Here is a 15,970-nt window from a genome sequence, read left to right as displayed (position 1 = left end):
TGTTGTGAAGATTTCGGTCGGCCGTGAGCTTATTAGGAAAATAGCATTTTGAGGATTCACCTTTTTTTGCATAAGAAAAAACGCAGGAGAGATTCCTACGTTTTTATATAAAGTGAAACTTTAATCAGTGAAGGTTTTGTTCGTCCCCCACTGATTATCAGCCCACAAATAGCGAGATATAACTATAAATCATTATTTACGGTATTGCTCTTATTTACGGAAACAATTATACTAAATGTTATCCGCACATATAATCTGAATATTCATAAAATTACGAGTAGGATTTCCTTTTTGGACATAGAAATTATAAAGTATCTCACCATGATTTTTTTACATTTACGTTTTTTCCTATTTATATAAGTTCTCACTATGAACTTATATACACCATTCCTACTTGCCTCTTAGATTACTATTATACTGCATTAAAATGAAGGGACTCCTTTTCTTTAACATAAAAATGAATTAGAAAAGATAATAAAATTAGGAGGATTACGATGGCCCGTCTTGATTCATTACATCCCATTGTAGAAAAAATAATCAACAATATTGAAAAATTAATGGTCGGAAAACGAAAAGAAACGATTTTAACCATGACAGCTCTTTTAGCTGAAGGTCATGTACTATTAGAAGATGTTCCTGGCGTTGGGAAAACAATGCTAGTACGCACTCTTTCTAAATCCATTGACGCCGATTACAAGCGGATTCAATTCACACCTGATTTACTGCCGTCAGATGTAACAGGTGTTTCTATTTATAATCCGAAAGAGCTCCAATTTGAGTTCAAGCCTGGACCAATCATGGGGAATTTTGTACTTGCTGATGAAATTAATCGTACATCCCCAAAGACACAATCTGCCTTACTTGAAAGTATGGAAGAAGGCACTATCACAATAGATGGCATTACAAGATCGTTACCAAAACCTTTCTTTGTCATGGCTACACAAAACCCGGTCGAATATGAAGGAACATATCCTTTACCAGAAGCTCAACTCGATCGTTTCTTGTTGAAGCTAACAATGGGATATCCTACACCAGAAGAAGAATTTGAAATTTTAAACCGGATGGAAAAAACAAACCCACTCTCCCATTTACAAGCTATTACAACAATAAAAGAATTACTTTATTTACAACAAAGCGTAAGGGAAGTAAGTATGGACAAAGCAATCAAGCATTACATTGTAAAGCTTGTTAATCAGACTCGTTCTTATAGTTCTATACAGCTAGGTGCAAGTCCACGTGGCTCAATTGCTTTAATGAAAGCTTCACAAGCTTATGCATTCATCCATGGCAGAAATTATGTTATTCCAGACGATGTTAAATTTTTAGCTCCTTACGTTTTAGCTCACAGACTCATTCTAAAAATGGAAGCAAGATTTGAAGGAATAACAGGAGAACAAGTTATCTCCAAAATCGTTGCACGAACTACCGTGCCGACTCAAAGGACGAAGAACCTTTGATGAAGCGACTACTACGAGCACTATATCACGTTACAAAGTTATCACTAATCCCTTTATGCGTAGTCTTAACATTTGTGTATGCTATGCTTCAAGGAGGATTTGTAAGTTGGTTTTTGTTTTACAGTACGATTCCTATTGGCCTTTATTCACTACTACTCCCCTTCTACGCTTTACGGGACGCTGAAGTAAAACGAATAACAAACCAAAACAAATATGCAGCAGGAGAACAGTTTGTAAGCACGATTACAATAAAAAGAAAACTTCCTTTTCCCTTACTTTATTTAGTTATAGAAGATGAACTGCCACCACCATTTACAAGTTGTAAACAAGCAAAGATGAATAAGGTCATACTCTTTCCAGGATTGAAACGAAATATTTCGTTTCAATATGTTATTGATACAATCCCTAGAGGAGAGCACATTTTTTCAAGCGTACGTGTCAAAACTGGCGATCTATTCGGTATGATAGAGAAAGAAGTAACTTTTTCAGTTCCAGATACATTTTTAGTCTATCCCCAGTATGTAGATATAGCGTATCGACAATTGGAAAATCATTTCGAACAAGGGGCGCTTTCAGCAAATATACATTCAGCAAAAGACTCTACAGTATCTGTCGGCGTCAGAGACTATAAACCTGGTGACCGCTTTTCATGGATTGATTGGAAAGCAACTGCACGAACAAACAATATTATGACGAAAGAGTTTGAACAACAGCGTAGCCATAATATCATGATATTCATGGACAGAACTGAGTCCCCTCTATTCGAATCAGTCGTAACGTTTACTGCCTCTATTGTAAGGGCTGTCTTGAAGCAAAATTCACCAGCGTCATTCGTGTCTGTCGGAAAAGAACGAACTATTTTCCCTTTAGACAATGGAGATACCCAGTTGCAACAAATCTTTTGTCATTTAGCGAAAGTACATGCAGACAGTGTATCCCCCCTCTCTCAGAGTGTAGAAATGGAATTAAGAAAAATGTATCAGCCCGTAACGATTATACTCGTGACAAGCGATCTTTCTCCCGATATTCAAAAGGCGGCTGACTGTGCTGCTATAAAAAATAGAAAATTAATAGTGTTTGTCGTGAAAGAAAAAGCAAATCAACTCTCACATCGAGAGCTAAGTATACTAGAAACCCTACAAAAAAGAAAAATATTTGTAAACGCGGTTTATGAAAACCGGTATGCAAACGTGTTTTTTGAGGTGAGCAAATGATAACATTACATACAAAAAAACAATTGGATATGAACCGTTTTTTCATGCATGCATGCGCATTTCTACTTTTACTAGAATGGCTAAGACCCCTTATAGGTATTACAAACGTAGGTAGATTAGATATTTTTGTAATATTTATAGGAATTTGCTACACTCTCTCTTTTTTTCAAACAAGGTGGCAAATTCCTATAAAGATCATCACGATTTTATTCATCATTCATTTCCTATATTATAAAAATGCTTTTATAAATCCATCTTGGCTAACGAAATTTTTTACTGATATTGCTCAAAATTCCTCCCTGTTGTTCCAGAGGAATTTGCTAGATATTTCTCCAGTTTTTCCAACAGTTTTATTTTTTCTATCATTTTGGTTTTTGAGTTCTTTCATCTCTTTTTGGATGATTCATAAAAAACGTGGATTGTTATTTCTTGTATTGACTATTATTTATATCACAACTTTTCATAACTTACATTTATACAATGCAAACTACGCTATTATTCGTACTGTTGTCATCGGCTTTTTTATGCTTAGTCTTCTTCGAATAGAACGAATAAAAGAGATGGAACACTTACAAAATTATGCTAGAGAAATCTCAAAATTACTTAGACCTCTTACAATATTTATTGTATTGTCAGCAACCATCGCATACTTTGCTCCAAAATTCGGCCCTCAATGGCCAAACCCAATGAATTTTTTAAAATTCAACACATCCGAAGCGAGTAAAAAACAAGAAGTTTCTACAATTGGGTATGGTTTAGATGACTCGCAATTAGGCGGTCCTTTTCAGGCGGATCCTACAATTGTTTTCACAGCACAAACGCAAAACAAACAATATTGGAGAGTAGAAACAAAAGATTTTTATACAGGAAAAGGCTGGGAGGCTTCTGAAAAGCTGAAAAAGGTTTCTTTTAAAACTAAAAACGACGTCTTGAGTTGGTACGAACAAAATACAAAAACGGAAACAACCGAAGCAACCATCACCATGCAAAAAAGTGATTTTCACCTTACCTACCCAGCAGGATTAGTATCAGTTGAGACTTCTTCTGATGTATCATACAGTGTTGACCCAATTTCAGAAAAAATCTATACGATGCACGGAGGCTCTTCTACTACTTTAAATTCGTATAAAGTAACATATGAGATCACGGAGTTTCCCATAGAAAGCTTGAAAACTGTAAAAACGAATGAAGGCCATGAAGCGAGTTCTTATTTCATGACAAAGTACACACAACTTCCCGAATCATTACCACAGCGAGTAAAAGACTTGGCTGTCAATCTTACAAATGATAAAGACAACCGGTATGATAAAGTATTAGCTATCGAAAATTACTTCACAGACAACTCTTTTGTATACGAAACAACGAATGTTTCATTCCCTGCCAAAAGCCAAGATTATGTAGATCAATTCCTTTTCGATACAAAAAGCGGCTACTGTAATAATTTTTCGACGTCTATGATCGTGTTACTTCGTTCTGCTGGGATTCCTGCTCGCTGGGTAAAAGGTTATACAGAAGGAACTCTTGACAATACACTTGCCTCTGCAGAAGGTCAGGATATTTATAAAATCACGAACGATAACGCACACTCTTGGGTCGAAGTATATTTCCCAGGATACGGATGGATTCCATTCGAACCAACAAAAGGATTTACCAATCCCTATAATTTTATAAATAATACGCCTGCTCCTATTTCACAAAATAGCGAAGCAAATAATTCTAATAACCAGCAAATACATCAACGAAATAATGAAGCAAAACTTAAAAGTTTAATAGAAAATACAGAAGAAACTTCTACTAAAAAGGTCACAAATTCTAAAACTAGTTTTTCTTGGTGGTACGTATTCCTCTCTACGATACCAATTAGTATCATCGGATACATTCTCTTCACTACTAGAATGAAATGGATTACATTTTTTATTATTCTTTTCTATAAATACCGAAAAGATGATGTTGTTTATCAAAAAGCTTACGGCGCACTTTTAAAACAATTTGCGAGAATTGGCATACCACGGGGGGAAAGTCAAACATTCCGAGAATACGCTCTCCGCATCGATACACTTTACAACTCGGCCGATATGCAACAACTTACTTTCAGTTATGAGAACGCTATGTATCAAAACGGACAGACCGCAGCCGAATGGAAGAAATCCGTACACTTATGGGAAGTGCTTATGAAAAAAGCAGCTTCTCTACCTAAATCAAATGAATTCGATACAGTGATTTAATCTTGATCATGTGAGTTTAAAGAAAATACCTCAAAGAGCAACTTTGTTCTTTGAGGTATTTTTTAATAACTATAATAAAAGATAACAAACTCCTAATTATTCCCCAAGTACCTTCTCAACCTCAACCTCTAAATCAACTGGCTTCGTTTGCGGCGCAAAACGCCCTACTACTTTCCCATCTTTTCCAATTAAAAACTTCGTAAAATTCCATTTCACTGCTTTCATACCGAGTAAACCTGGCGCTTGTTCTGTCATGTATGTATACAGAGGATGAGCCTTATCACCTTTCACATCAACCTTTGCAAACATCGGGAAGTTTACACCGTAGTTTAATTCACAAAAACTAGTAATGTCCGCTTCTGTACCTGGTTCTTGTCCTCCAAATTGGTTACAAGGGAAACCGAGTATTTCTAGTCCTTGATCTTTATATTTATCATATACTTCTTGTAATCCTTTATACTGTGGTGTAAATCCACATTTACTAGCTACATTTACAATAAGAAGTGCTTTTCCTTCGTAATCTTTTAACGATTTATCTTCTCCTGTTATTGTTTTAGCTGAAAAATCATAAACTGTCATTGTTCCTACCCCTCTCTATACTATTATTCTATGTTTATACTATACTACATTCGTGAATATACAGCTTCTATTACATACTTACACACCGAAATGATAGCGCTTTATTTATGTTCGAAAATTCGACACAAACTACTAGACTTTTAGAATGGAAAGTTTTACAATTGAATTGTGAACAAAATGTGACAGTTTATATTCTATTATAATAGAAAAGGATGGTGTTCATTATGAAAACTGCACAACCTAAAACGATTTCAAATCGCGAGTTTTATTTCGTACTATATATGATGTTATTGTATGTTACTGGTTGGGTAATCGATGTAAATGGTTTATTCTTAAGCTCCTACTTTAATTTAGCAGGAGAGATTACGCTTCCGATCGTTGGTGGCATTGTTGGACTGTTCGTTATGTCTATCAATAAAGAACAAACGAAATAAAAACACTTTAAAAAGGCAGAAGACGAGCTTTCGTTTTCTGTCTTTTTTCTTTTTAGCGTATAATAGATACATACCGTATATAAGGAGTGATAAGTATGAAAAAAGTAGAACAATTATCTTCTCACCTATATCTTATTGATGATTACGACTTACAACATAATGAACGAACAGGTACGTATGTTTTATTAGGTGACGATATTACTTTAATTGAAACTTGCGCGGCCCCTTCTCTTCCCTATATTTTAGATGGCTTACAACAATTACATATTGATTTAAACGATGTAAAAAACATTATCGTTACACATGTCCATTTAGATCACGCTGGGGCAGCTGGTTTAATGATGGAAAAGTGCCCAAATGCTACTTTATATGTGCATTCTCGCGGTGCTCGTCATATGATTGATCCAACAAAACTAATTTTAGGCGCAAAAGCTGTATACAAGGATGATTTCGATAAACTTTTCGATCCAATTCTTCCTATAGAAGAAGAACGCGTTCATATTGTACAACATGATGATACGTTAAAAATTGCAGAAGACCGCATCCTTACATTTTATGATACACCTGGACATGCAAAGCACCATATTAGCATTCATGATTCATTAACAAACGGCATTTTTACTGGTGATACAATTGGCATTTATTATAGAGAGCTTGCAGACCTTGGTGTAGAGTTATATTTACCATCAACGTCCCCTTCGCAATTTCAGCCCGATGCGATGATTGCTTCTAAAAATCATATTCAAAGTATGAATGTAGATACTATTTATTTCGGTCATTACGGCGCTTCATCCAATGTTACAGAAGTATATAACCAACTAGAACATTGGTTACCTATTTTCGTTCATACTGGTAAAGAGGTCTTTGAAAAGTATAATGATTTCGATGAGGCTACTAAAGCATTACAAACTTTATTAATGGATAAAATCTCTTCTCACCTTACAAAATTAAACGTCCCATCCGATCATTCCGTTTATAACATTTTACATCTAGATATAGAAATTAGTGCGATGGGTATTATTGATTATTTCACGAAGCAAGAAAAAACAAATTCCACTATTTAATAACAGTAAAAGAAGAGATATACAACAGTAGTTATTGTATATCTCTTCTTTGAATATATTTTTAGTAAAGGATGGTGGAATGGAATGCAAAAAGTAATGCTATACCTCTGCTTTACATTATTTATCGTCTTATTATTATTTATTGGAGTAAAAATTCAATTTTATTTAGATACAGACGCGCAGGTGAACTTTAACGTTTATCCAAGATTATTCTACTTTACACTCTTCCCTCTTATAGTTGGTATTTTATTACGGTTCCTTCAATCTATTAATTACGCAACGAGTAAACAAAACTGGAGCTTTCAGCCGGATAAATTTATTGCTATTACAGTGCCTACACTATTCATTTCCTTTTCCCCTGCATTACTCTTTTCACCACTTGGCGAATACTTACCTTATTTAGCTAATATTATTCTTATAAATACAACTTTTGTTACGATTATTAGTTTAATAGCTGGTTATTCACTATTAGATTGTTTTATACAAAAAGATACTGCAAATATGAAAAAATATAATTGATGACCAATTTTTAAGTGTTGCTGATTAGGACATTTTCTTTATAAGTGCGCTATTTTTTGTGAAAATCGCCATAAATGAAAAGGGGAATTCTGTTAAAATAAAGTTGTTCGTATATTATGTCAAAATGCATTTTAACCAAGGAGATTTATTATGTATAAATTAGGGGCTTTCTCTTTTCTAACGGTTATCGCAAGTATATTTTCTTTCTTTATCCTTAGAGGACCTAATGCGAATTTAACGTTAATTATTGTGACTCTAAGTATACTTTCATTACTCGGTATTATTTTTGCAATTGCATCAAAAAATTGGTTATTCGGAATAGTTGGTACTGCATTAAATGGCGTAATATTATTAGTTGTATACTTCCTATTGCTAGCAAAAGGAATAAGTGGTTAATAAATTTACGTTTCAATAAAAAAGCTCGGAGCTTAGGCTATGAGCTTTTTTACTTATCTCACCTTTTCATCTACATACTCCATAAACTGCTCGGCTTTAATAAATCTTTCTTTGTACGCCTCAGGAACTTCTTCTACTGTTATCCCGCCACTCGATTTCGTTTTTACTAACACAGTTTGATGTGACATTAATGCCTCCATATATTGTTCATATTCTTCAGGAGTTAGTACTTCTTTACTAGATTTATGGCCATTTAATTTATCAAAATACGGATGAAGCTCCATTACTACCTTTTTCAATTCCTCTTTTTTAGCTGGTGATAATTGATCATAATCAATATTACCGTTCGAATCTCCGTACGCAAGCTTTGCATTTGTTAATTTCTTTAGTTCTTTTGTAAACTCTTCATATTCTTTCGCACCCATTTCATCTTTCGCTTCTGATAATTTTGCATTAAAACGTATATACGCTTCTAATGTCATTGCTCCGGCATGTTTTTTTTAATTCTCAAAAGATCCGTATATACCATCCGCCATAATAGATTGATACGCAAAACCAGTCGTCGGGATTAAAAGAGCTGCTGCAAGCACTCCTGCAATAAGGTGCTTCTTCCTTTTACTCCCCCCGCGATTCATTGTTATTTGCACGATTACTTTTTCTTTTTACTCCGGCGGGGCAACAATACCCTTTGCTTCTTCTTGTATAGTTTCCCTAACTCTACAGTCTATACTCATTTCACATTCCCTACCTCTCCTAAAAATATTTCTTCTACTTGCTCTTTTTGACGTAGTTTTTTTAATGCCGCGTGAATTATAGATTTCACAGTACCAATTGGAATATGTAATATTTGTGCTACTTCTTCTTGTGAATAATCGTGTAAGTATCTTACAATAATAACTTGTTTCAATTTATACGGTAATTTATGAATAAGTTCGATTAGTTTTTGGTTTGATATTTTACTTACCAGATTGTTAGAAAAATCAATTTGTACTGGTTTTCTTTGCTCTTCTGCTTGTTTACAATTCGTAGTCGCATCCACCTCTTTCTTCTATAAGAGTGAATTTGTTTAATCGCGAGTCCAATTAGCCAGGGACGAAATGGCTTCTCGCTATCATACTTACGAATCGATTCATATAGTTGTATGTATATTTCTTGAACGACATCATCTACATCTGTTTTATCTTCTATTAAAAAATGTGCTGTTTTATATACTTCTTGAATCGTTACATCATACAATTCGCTATACGTTTCTTTATTGCCTGATAAAGTTAATTGAATTAAATCTGTACACACTGTTTCACCTTTCATATACCATCCCCCTTTGTCTTACACTTTATATTGGCAAGTAATTCATATTTCGTTCGATTTTTTTAAAGTTTTTTATATAAATTAATATAATGATTCACTGAGTTCATAAGCTTCACTTATAACCTTGCATAACTATTATATAATTTTCCAATTTCTAATGACGCTTTAAAATGATTTATATAGTCAAATTTAGGAGGATTTATGATGAAAGCTATCGTTGTAACGTCGTTCGGTGGTCCGGAAGTGATGAAATATACTGATGTGGATATGCCGACTATTTCAAACAATCAGGTGTTAATTCGTGTTGTTGCTACTAGTGTTAATTTTGCCGATATTAAATCACGTTATGGCAAAAAAGGAAATAAAACATTTCCTTTTATTCCAGGGATAGATGCCACTGGTATTGTAGAACGAGTCGGTTCTCAAGTTAAAAATATTCATCCTGGACAGCGTGTCATTGCTTTTCCTCAAAATGGATCTTACGCAGAATATATTGTTGCAAATGAAAATCTTACTTTCGTTTTACCTGATGAAGTTAATTTCCAAACTGCAGCCGCTTGCCCTATCGTATCTTTTACAAGCTATAATTTACTCGCAAATGTTGCAAGGCTTCAACAAGGTGAATCTGTACTCATTCATGCAGCTGCTGGCGGAATTGGCACTACTGCTATTCAATTTGCAAAACTATTAGGGGCTGAAAAAGTTATCGGTACTGTCGGAAGTGAAGCAAAAAAAGAAATTGCTTTAGACGCTGGAGCTGATTATGTTATATGTCATCAAGATGAAGATTTTGTAGAAAAGGTCAATGAGCTAACAAATGGCGAAGGGGTTGATGTAATTTTAGATTCTATTTCTGGAACGGTTTCGGAAAGAAGTTTAAAATGTCTTGCTTATTACGGACGCCTCGTTCATTTCGGCAATGCGAGCGGTGAAATTGGCAATTTCAAAACGAAAGACTTACACGCAAGTTGCCGTTCTATACTCGGATTCAGCTTCGGCACTACACGGAAAAAACGTCCTGAATTACTCCAAGAAACTGCAAATGAAGTTTTCCGTTATTTACGTGATGGAAGTTTGCAAATTAAGGCTACAAAATCTTTTCCCTTTATAGATGCAGGGAAAGCACATGAATGGGTCGAAAGTAGAAAAAGTACAGGGAAAGTAATACTAAACGTTCAGTCCCCTTCCTGAAATGAATACTTGAAACAGAGGTGGCATTCATGGGATCAAGAATTATGCATGTGATTATCGCTAACGGTATTGCTGAGAAATTATGTATTCAAGATAAAACTTCTTTCTTACTTGGAGCTGTAGCCCCTGATGCTGTTCATTCAAAAAAAGAAAAAGGCACCTCACATTTTTATGCCGGTACAACGAAGAACTATACGAGAAGAATAGATTATGATTCATTTATTCATAAATATGAAGCACATATAGATTCCCCATTTATTTTAGGCTATTACACCCACCTCATTGCCGACGATAATTGGCTACAAGGCTTTTTTCTACCTTGGCTAAAAAATAGAATAGAAAATGACGAAACTATCGCACCTATGTACTATAACGATTTTAAATTGTTAAATGCAAAGTTGCTTCATCATTACGACAAAGAACAACAGCTATTCTCTCTTCTTAATCAAGAGGCTCACATTGTGGATATCGCAGAAGTTTCTAAAGGAAATGTTTTAGCTTTTCGAACATACCTTTTTGAAGATATGTTGTATCCAGAGCAACATTTGCATGAAGAATTACAGGTGTTCACGTTTAATCAAATTGTCGGTTATATTGAAACCGCTATTGAAAAAGGCGCTTTTTATATCGAACAACTGTCGAATAAAAAGTCCACTTCAAATATTTAATCCCCCTCATTTTATACGAGGGGGATTTTTCCATAACATCATTATTTGTTCTTTTCCATAACCGCAAAATAATTCCCTTCACTATCAGCAAAGTTAAACACTTTACCAGAAGGCATAGTTACCATTTCGCCAACTGTAACATTTTTATTTGTTAAATCTGTATATAATTGATCAAGATTTTCTGAGAAGAACATTAAGGATGGTGTACCAAGATTCAATTCTGGGCTCATTTTCGAAATAACTTCTTTATTATGTAGTATGATACTCGTTTCTGCATCTTGAGTTGGAGCGATTTCAATCCATCTCATCCCTTGCTTGTTATCTTCCTCTGCTACTACATGAAACCCTACCTTTTCCGTCCAAAAATTTACTGCCTCATCTTGATTATTTACATATAACATAATTTGTCCGACTTTATGAATCATTTGTATTCCTCCTAATGGTTTTTATATTCTATGTAGGTTTCTACAAGTGCTATTGTTATTCCTTTTGAGTTGATATGTACTTCTTTACAAAATTTATCGACTTACTCGTTCACTACTTTACCAATGAACAAAATAAGACGTAACTACAAATAGTTACGTCTTTCCCATTATTTATCTAGGCTTTTTCTTCCCAGTAAATGCTGGTTTCTTTTTCTTCGGTGCTTTCGGTTTCGTTTCTACAAATGATCCGTTGAACATTTCTTGCTTCGTAAACACAATACCTAATTTTTTCGCAAATTGAAGTAATTTACGCTCTTCTTGTTCTGTTACAAGAGACACGACCGTTCCTTCTTTGCCCATACGTCCAGTACGTCCTGAGCGGTGAATGTATTGGTCTACAGTGTCAGGTAACTCTAAATGAATTACATGTGTTAAATCATCAATATCTATTCCACGTGCTGCAATATCAGTAGCAAGTAGAATTTCTAATTTTCCGCCGCGGAAAGCACGCATCGTCGCTTCACGTTCTTGCTTACTTGCCTCTGCATGAAGAGCTGCTGCTTTCATTTTACGGAATTTCAATTTCTGAGTAATTTCATCTAAACGGAATGGGTCATTTAAGAAAGCAACTGCTTTTACATCGCCCATATGCATAATTCTTCTTACGTAATCATTTTTTTCGCGTCGCTCACAAATGATATACGTATGCTCAACTAAGCTTTTTGACTCTGCACGTGTTACACGTACTAATTGTGGTTCAACTGCTAAATCACGTGCTGCATCTTCTGCTGCTTTTGTCATTGTCGCTGAGAAGAATACTAATTGACGATCGCGCATCGTTGATTTAATTACATCCTGTGCAGCACCCATCATCTTTTGTTTCACTATTTGATCGAACTCATCAAATACAATCGTTTTCACTTCATGCATCTTTAGCTTTTTCATACGAATTAATTCTAAAATACGTCCTGGTGAACCAACAATTACTTTCGGGTGTTTCTTCAATTTTTCCACTTGGCGCTTAATATCTGCACCACCAATTAAAGATGCACCTGAAATATCAGTTCCTGCTGTAAATTTTTGAACCTCTTCATGAATTTGCATGACAAGTTCACGCGTTGGAGCTAAAATAACAACTTGTGGCTGTTTTACTTCAGGATTAATTTTATGTAAAAGTGGTAATAAGTACGCTAATGTTTTTCCTGTTCCAGTTGGAGATTCAGCTATAACGTCTTGTCCTTCTAAAATAGTTGGAATCGCTTGTTTTTGAATTTCAGTTAATTCTTTAAAACCAGCCTTCTCCCAAGCTTGTTGTAAAAATGGTTGCATATCTTTTATCATTTGTTTTTCTCCTTTATCTCTATTTTTGAAGAAAATGCTGTATTGTTCGCACCGTTTCTATCATGTGTGAAATAACAGCTATTAAATCATCAACATGGTCTTCTGTAATCGCTTTTTGAAATAGAACCTCTACCTTATTATGATATGAAATCGCTTGCTTATTATATTCGTATGAAACTTTTTGCATAATCATTCTTTCTTTTCCCCATATAGAACGCATGAAAGTTTCAATTTCTTCGCATACTCCTTCTGGCTGTTCTATCGGGAATGAAAATGCTAACTTCATTTCACATCCTGGTGTAAACTGAGGCACTTCTAGTATTTCACCAGACAAGTTCTTTGCATCCACAGATAATGAAAATGTCGCTTCTACTAATGGTTCGAACGGTTCTGTTAACTGAAACGAGATATGATATATACGACTTAATGAAGCAAGGTCCATCATATCTTTTCGATCTGTTACAAGAATATCACCATGTAAGTCAAAATCATAAACAGCACCTTCTACGATTACTTTTAAATTGTCAAAAGCAGTTGGATCAAACATAATTTCCTCCAAAAAACAGGCGCCTTTCGATGGAAAGGCGCCACTTGATGTATATATAGTTTACAGATAAACGAGATGAATTACAACCTTTTAGAATAAACCTACTGCTTTTCCATCTTCATTTACATCCATTTGCAGTGCTGCTGGTTGTTTTGGAAGACCTGGCATAGTTAACATTGTTCCTGTTAATGCAACGATAAACCCTGCACCGATAGATGGTTTTAATTCACGAATTGTTACGATAAAGTCAGATGGACGACCTAACTTTGTTGCATCGTCAGAAAGAGAGTATTGTGTTTTCGCCATACAAATTGGTAGGTTACTCCAACCTTCTCCTTCGTATTGAGCTAATTGCTTACGTGCTTTCGGAGCAAAATCAATATCTTTTGCGCCATATACTTTTTGAGCAATTGTACGAATTTTTTCTTCTAATGGTAATTCTAATTCATAAAGTGGCGCGTAGTTATTTTCACCTTTTTCGATCTCTTTTAGTACTTTTTCAGCAAGGTCAACTCCACCTTGGCCACCCTTCTCCCAAACTTCTGTTAAGGATACTGCATAGCCACGCTCATTGCACCATTCTTGTAAGTATGTAACTTCTGCATCTGTATCTGTAATGAATTTATTAATTGCAATTACGAAAGGTACACCGAAGCTTTGAATTGTTTCAACATGCTTCTGTAAGTTCTCCATACCTTTTGCTAATGCATCTACATTTTCTTCTTTTAATCGATCTTTTGCTATGCCGCCATGCATTTTAAGCGCACGAATAGTCGCAACAATAACAACTGCTTCTGGTTTAATGCCAGCTGCACGAGCTTTAATATCTAAAAACTTCTCTGCGCCTAAATCTGCACCGAATCCAGCTTCTGTAATAACATAATCACCTAATTTTGCTGCCATTGTTGTAGCGATAACACTGTTACAACCGTGAGCGATATTCGCAAATGGTCCGCCATGAATGATAGCTGGTGTATTTTCTAACGTTTGTACTAAGTTTGGTTTTAATGCGTCTTTTAGTAGTAATGTTAACGCACCTTCTACACCTAAATCTTTAACCGTTACAGGTTGATTTGCAAAGTTATAAGCAACTACGATGCGAGATAAACGTGCTTTTAAATCTTGAATATCCGTTGCAAGACAGAATACGGCCATAATTTCAGATGCTACTGTAATATCAAAACCGTCTTCACGTGGTACACCTTGAACTGGTCCACCAAGACCAATTACGACGTTACGAAGGGCACGATCATTTAAGTCAACACAGCGTTTCCAAACGATTTTACGCGTATCAATTCCAAGTGTGTTTCCTTGTTGGATATGATTATCAATAAACGCCGCTAACGCGTTATTCGCAGTTGTAATTGCGTGAATATCTCCAGTAAAGTGAAGGTTAATGTCTTCCATTGGTACAACCTGTGAAAAACCACCACCTGCTGCTCCGCCTTTTAGTCCCATCGTTGGTCCAAGAGATGGTTCGCGAAGTGCAATTACTGTTTTCTTACCAATTTTATTAAAAGCTTGACCTAAACCAACTGTTACTGTTGATTTACCTTCTCCAGCTGGAGTTGGGTTAATCGCTGTTACTAAAACAACTTTACCGTCTTTCTCATCCTGTAAGCGCTTAAAAATATCAAGAGATAACTTACCTTTATAATGCCCGTATGGCTCTAATTCATCTTCTAAAATATTTAAATCGGCTGCAATTTCTTGAATCTTCTTCATACTCGCTTCTTGTGCGATTTCAATATCGGATTTAACTGTTGTAGTAGTTGTCATATACCCTAGTCCCCCTTTAATTGGTTCTGATGATATTGTATCAGTTTTTTGTATTTTCTGCACTTATTTACCTCCTAAAAATTCTTTCATTTCTTTATACGTTTTTTAACATAAATACCCATAAGAATGTTAAGGATTGTTGTAACTCTGTAGGTAGTTGACCTAGCATCTTCTCATTTACTCCGCGCTTATATACACCAATGCCATCTACAGCTTCAAAACCTTGTTCTTTCGCTAACTGTTCAAATTCCCAAGGCATCATCGTATTACAAACAACGTCTTTGCCGTATAAACGAGGATAACTGTTCTCTCGAGGTTTTGCTGTCGGTCCTAAAATTGCAATACATGCGTATCCATCTTTCTTTAAAACACGTTTTATTTCATTTAATGCTTGTAATGGATTCTCAGTCCATTCTAAAGAGTTAATGGCCATAATCGCTTTAAATTGTTCATTTTCAAATGGTAAAGCGGAAAGATCTCCTTTCACAAAAGATAAATTTGAATCTTCCCCACGTTCTTTACCTTTTTGAATCATAATTTCCGATAAATCTACTCCAACTGCTTTATAGCCAACGCGACTTAATTTATATGTACCGTATCCATCACCACAGCCAACATCTAACACTTGAGCTTCTTTCTCCACGTACTGTTCAAAAAATGGAATAATTGTACTCCTGCTCCCGCTATCCCACATTTCCTGACTATTTTTATTCCAATATTCCGCACTACTATCCCACTTCTTCTCTGCTGATTCATGCCAATTGAATTTCTTCATACATTCCCCTACCTTCACGTATTATCATTCAATTCATTCTACATCATT

Annotated in this window: 15 protein-coding genes and 2 pseudogenes; 9 read left to right on the top strand and 8 right to left on the bottom strand. The window is 35.2% G+C overall.

The annotated features are described in order from the left end of the window. Positions 1-494 precede the first annotated feature (494 nt). From JDS95_RS08630 to JDS95_RS08620, 3 genes are read left to right on the top strand one after another with little or no spacing between them, the layout of a single operon-like run. Positions 495-1,457 (top strand): AAA family ATPase, encoded by a 963-nt coding sequence (locus JDS95_RS08630; protein ID WP_000113094.1) that lies wholly within the window; start codon positions 495-497, stop codon positions 1,455-1,457. Next, positions 1,457-2,671, top strand: coding sequence for a DUF58 domain-containing protein (locus tag JDS95_RS08625; protein ID WP_000826186.1), 1,215 nt, complete (start codon positions 1,457-1,459; stop codon positions 2,669-2,671). Before JDS95_RS08630 ends, JDS95_RS08625 begins: the two co-directional genes overlap by 1 nt. Beyond that, positions 2,668-4,896 carry a transglutaminase TgpA family protein gene (locus JDS95_RS08620; protein WP_199690403.1) on the top strand — a complete coding sequence of 743 codons (2,229 nt, stop codon included), beginning with the start codon at positions 2,668-2,670 and terminating at the stop codon, positions 4,894-4,896. Before JDS95_RS08625 ends, JDS95_RS08620 begins: the two co-directional genes overlap by 4 nt. A 96-nt stretch (positions 4,897-4,992) precedes the next feature. Here the strand turns inward: JDS95_RS08620 and bsaA are convergent, their stop codons facing one another. Next, on the bottom strand, positions 4,993-5,475 hold the full coding sequence (gene bsaA, locus JDS95_RS08615) for a glutathione peroxidase (RefSeq protein ID WP_000219427.1): 483 nt from the start codon (positions 5,473-5,475) through the stop codon (positions 4,993-4,995). Positions 5,476-5,699: 224 nt separating this feature from the next. Here bsaA and JDS95_RS08610 point away from each other — a divergent pair, with 224 nt between their 5' ends. The 4 genes from JDS95_RS08610 (at position 5,700) to JDS95_RS08595 (ending at position 7,888) form a co-directional block, all read left to right on the top strand. Further along, positions 5,700-5,909, top strand: coding sequence for a DUF3925 family protein (locus tag JDS95_RS08610; RefSeq protein ID WP_000844991.1), 210 nt, complete (start codon positions 5,700-5,702; stop codon positions 5,907-5,909). A 95-nt stretch (positions 5,910-6,004) separates the two neighbouring features. Next, positions 6,005-6,973 (top strand): MBL fold metallo-hydrolase, encoded by a 969-nt coding sequence (locus tag JDS95_RS08605; RefSeq protein WP_000755011.1) that lies wholly within the window; start codon positions 6,005-6,007, stop codon positions 6,971-6,973. A gap of 84 nt (positions 6,974-7,057) precedes the next feature. Beyond that, a complete protein-coding gene (locus JDS95_RS08600; RefSeq protein ID WP_001174520.1) occupies positions 7,058-7,492 on the top strand; it encodes a hypothetical protein in 435 nt (144 codons plus the stop codon). A 150-nt stretch (positions 7,493-7,642) separates the two neighbouring features. Next, positions 7,643-7,888, top strand: a complete 246-nt coding sequence (locus JDS95_RS08595; protein ID WP_000277251.1) for a hypothetical protein — start codon at positions 7,643-7,645, stop codon at positions 7,886-7,888. Positions 7,889-7,941: 53 nt separating this feature from the next. Here the strand turns inward: JDS95_RS08595 and JDS95_RS08590 are convergent. Further along, positions 7,942-8,478: pseudogene (locus JDS95_RS08590) on the bottom strand (DUF3600 domain-containing protein). A gap of 140 nt (positions 8,479-8,618) precedes the next feature. Then, positions 8,619-9,196 (bottom strand): annotated as a pseudogene (locus JDS95_RS08585) (sigma-70 family RNA polymerase sigma factor). 204 nt (positions 9,197-9,400) lie between these two features. Between JDS95_RS08585 and JDS95_RS08580 the strand changes: the two are divergent. Together JDS95_RS08580 and JDS95_RS08575 are read left to right on the top strand one after the other, a co-directional pair. Further along, positions 9,401-10,387 carry a quinone oxidoreductase family protein gene (locus JDS95_RS08580; RefSeq protein WP_000644653.1) on the top strand — a complete coding sequence of 329 codons (987 nt, stop codon included), beginning with the start codon at positions 9,401-9,403 and terminating at the stop codon, positions 10,385-10,387. Between the two features lie 29 nt (positions 10,388-10,416). After that, positions 10,417-11,055 carry a zinc dependent phospholipase C family protein gene (locus JDS95_RS08575; protein WP_000535612.1) on the top strand — a complete coding sequence of 213 codons (639 nt, stop codon included), beginning with the start codon at positions 10,417-10,419 and terminating at the stop codon, positions 11,053-11,055. Positions 11,056-11,096: 41 nt separating this feature from the next. On the opposite strand, the gene JDS95_RS08570 is transcribed toward JDS95_RS08575, so the two are convergent. The 5 genes from JDS95_RS08570 to JDS95_RS08550 all read right to left on the bottom strand — a co-directional run bounded on the left by JDS95_RS08570 (position 11,097) and on the right by JDS95_RS08550 (position 15,922). Continuing rightward, entirely contained in the window at positions 11,097-11,480 is a 384-nt protein-coding gene (locus JDS95_RS08570; protein ID WP_000581484.1) for a VOC family protein, read from the bottom strand. A 171-nt stretch (positions 11,481-11,651) separates the two neighbouring features. Further along, positions 11,652-12,821 carry a DEAD/DEAH box helicase gene (locus JDS95_RS08565; protein WP_000588603.1) on the bottom strand — a complete coding sequence of 390 codons (1,170 nt, stop codon included), beginning with the start codon at positions 12,819-12,821 and terminating at the stop codon, positions 11,652-11,654. A 19-nt stretch (positions 12,822-12,840) separates the two neighbouring features. Continuing rightward, positions 12,841-13,368: a hypothetical protein gene (locus JDS95_RS08560; protein ID WP_000460213.1), complete on the bottom strand. Its 528-nt coding sequence runs from the start codon at positions 13,366-13,368 to the stop codon at positions 12,841-12,843. 90 nt (positions 13,369-13,458) lie between these two features. After that, on the bottom strand, positions 13,459-15,147 hold the full coding sequence (locus JDS95_RS08555) for a formate--tetrahydrofolate ligase (RefSeq protein ID WP_033661278.1): 1,689 nt from the start codon (positions 15,145-15,147) through the stop codon (positions 13,459-13,461). A 94-nt stretch (positions 15,148-15,241) separates the two neighbouring features. After that, on the bottom strand, positions 15,242-15,922 hold the full coding sequence (locus JDS95_RS08550) for a class I SAM-dependent methyltransferase (RefSeq protein WP_000714420.1): 681 nt from the start codon (positions 15,920-15,922) through the stop codon (positions 15,242-15,244). Between the last annotated feature and the right edge of the window lie 48 nt (positions 15,923-15,970).

The organism is Bacillus cereus group sp. N24 (assembly GCF_016483345.1).
Classification (GTDB): domain Bacteria; phylum Bacillota; class Bacilli; order Bacillales; family Bacillaceae_G; genus Bacillus_A; species Bacillus_A toyonensis.
The sequence above is the reverse complement of the archived record's forward strand: the minus strand, read 5'-3'. Positions and strand labels throughout refer to the sequence as shown.

What these genes read in the sequence shown, in the direction of transcription:
- JDS95_RS08630 (WP_000113094.1), top strand. Translation starts at nt 495, where the DNA reads ATGGCCCGTCTTGATTCATTACATCCCATTGTAGAAAAAATAATCAAC.
- JDS95_RS08625 (WP_000826186.1), top strand. Translation starts at nt 1,457, where the DNA reads ATGAAGCGACTACTACGAGCACTATATCACGTTACAAAGTTATCACTA.
- JDS95_RS08620 (WP_199690403.1), top strand. Translation starts at nt 2,668, where the DNA reads ATGATAACATTACATACAAAAAAACAATTGGATATGAACCGTTTTTTC.
- bsaA (WP_000219427.1), bottom strand. Translation starts at nt 5,475, where the DNA reads ATGACAGTTTATGATTTTTCAGCTAAAACAATAACAGGAGAAGATAAA.
- JDS95_RS08610 (WP_000844991.1), top strand. Translation starts at nt 5,700, where the DNA reads ATGAAAACTGCACAACCTAAAACGATTTCAAATCGCGAGTTTTATTTC.
- JDS95_RS08605 (WP_000755011.1), top strand. Translation starts at nt 6,005, where the DNA reads ATGAAAAAAGTAGAACAATTATCTTCTCACCTATATCTTATTGATGAT.
- JDS95_RS08600 (WP_001174520.1), top strand. Translation starts at nt 7,058, where the DNA reads ATGCAAAAAGTAATGCTATACCTCTGCTTTACATTATTTATCGTCTTA.
- JDS95_RS08595 (WP_000277251.1), top strand. Translation starts at nt 7,643, where the DNA reads ATGTATAAATTAGGGGCTTTCTCTTTTCTAACGGTTATCGCAAGTATA.
- JDS95_RS08580 (WP_000644653.1), top strand. Translation starts at nt 9,401, where the DNA reads ATGAAAGCTATCGTTGTAACGTCGTTCGGTGGTCCGGAAGTGATGAAA.
- JDS95_RS08575 (WP_000535612.1), top strand. Translation starts at nt 10,417, where the DNA reads ATGGGATCAAGAATTATGCATGTGATTATCGCTAACGGTATTGCTGAG.
- JDS95_RS08570 (WP_000581484.1), bottom strand. Translation starts at nt 11,480, where the DNA reads ATGATTCATAAAGTCGGACAAATTATGTTATATGTAAATAATCAAGAT.
- JDS95_RS08565 (WP_000588603.1), bottom strand. Translation starts at nt 12,821, where the DNA reads ATGATAAAAGATATGCAACCATTTTTACAACAAGCTTGGGAGAAGGCT.
- JDS95_RS08560 (WP_000460213.1), bottom strand. Translation starts at nt 13,368, where the DNA reads ATGTTTGATCCAACTGCTTTTGACAATTTAAAAGTAATCGTAGAAGGT.
- JDS95_RS08555 (WP_033661278.1), bottom strand. Translation starts at nt 15,147, where the DNA reads ATGACAACTACTACAACAGTTAAATCCGATATTGAAATCGCACAAGAA.
- JDS95_RS08550 (WP_000714420.1), bottom strand. Translation starts at nt 15,922, where the DNA reads ATGAAGAAATTCAATTGGCATGAATCAGCAGAGAAGAAGTGGGATAGT.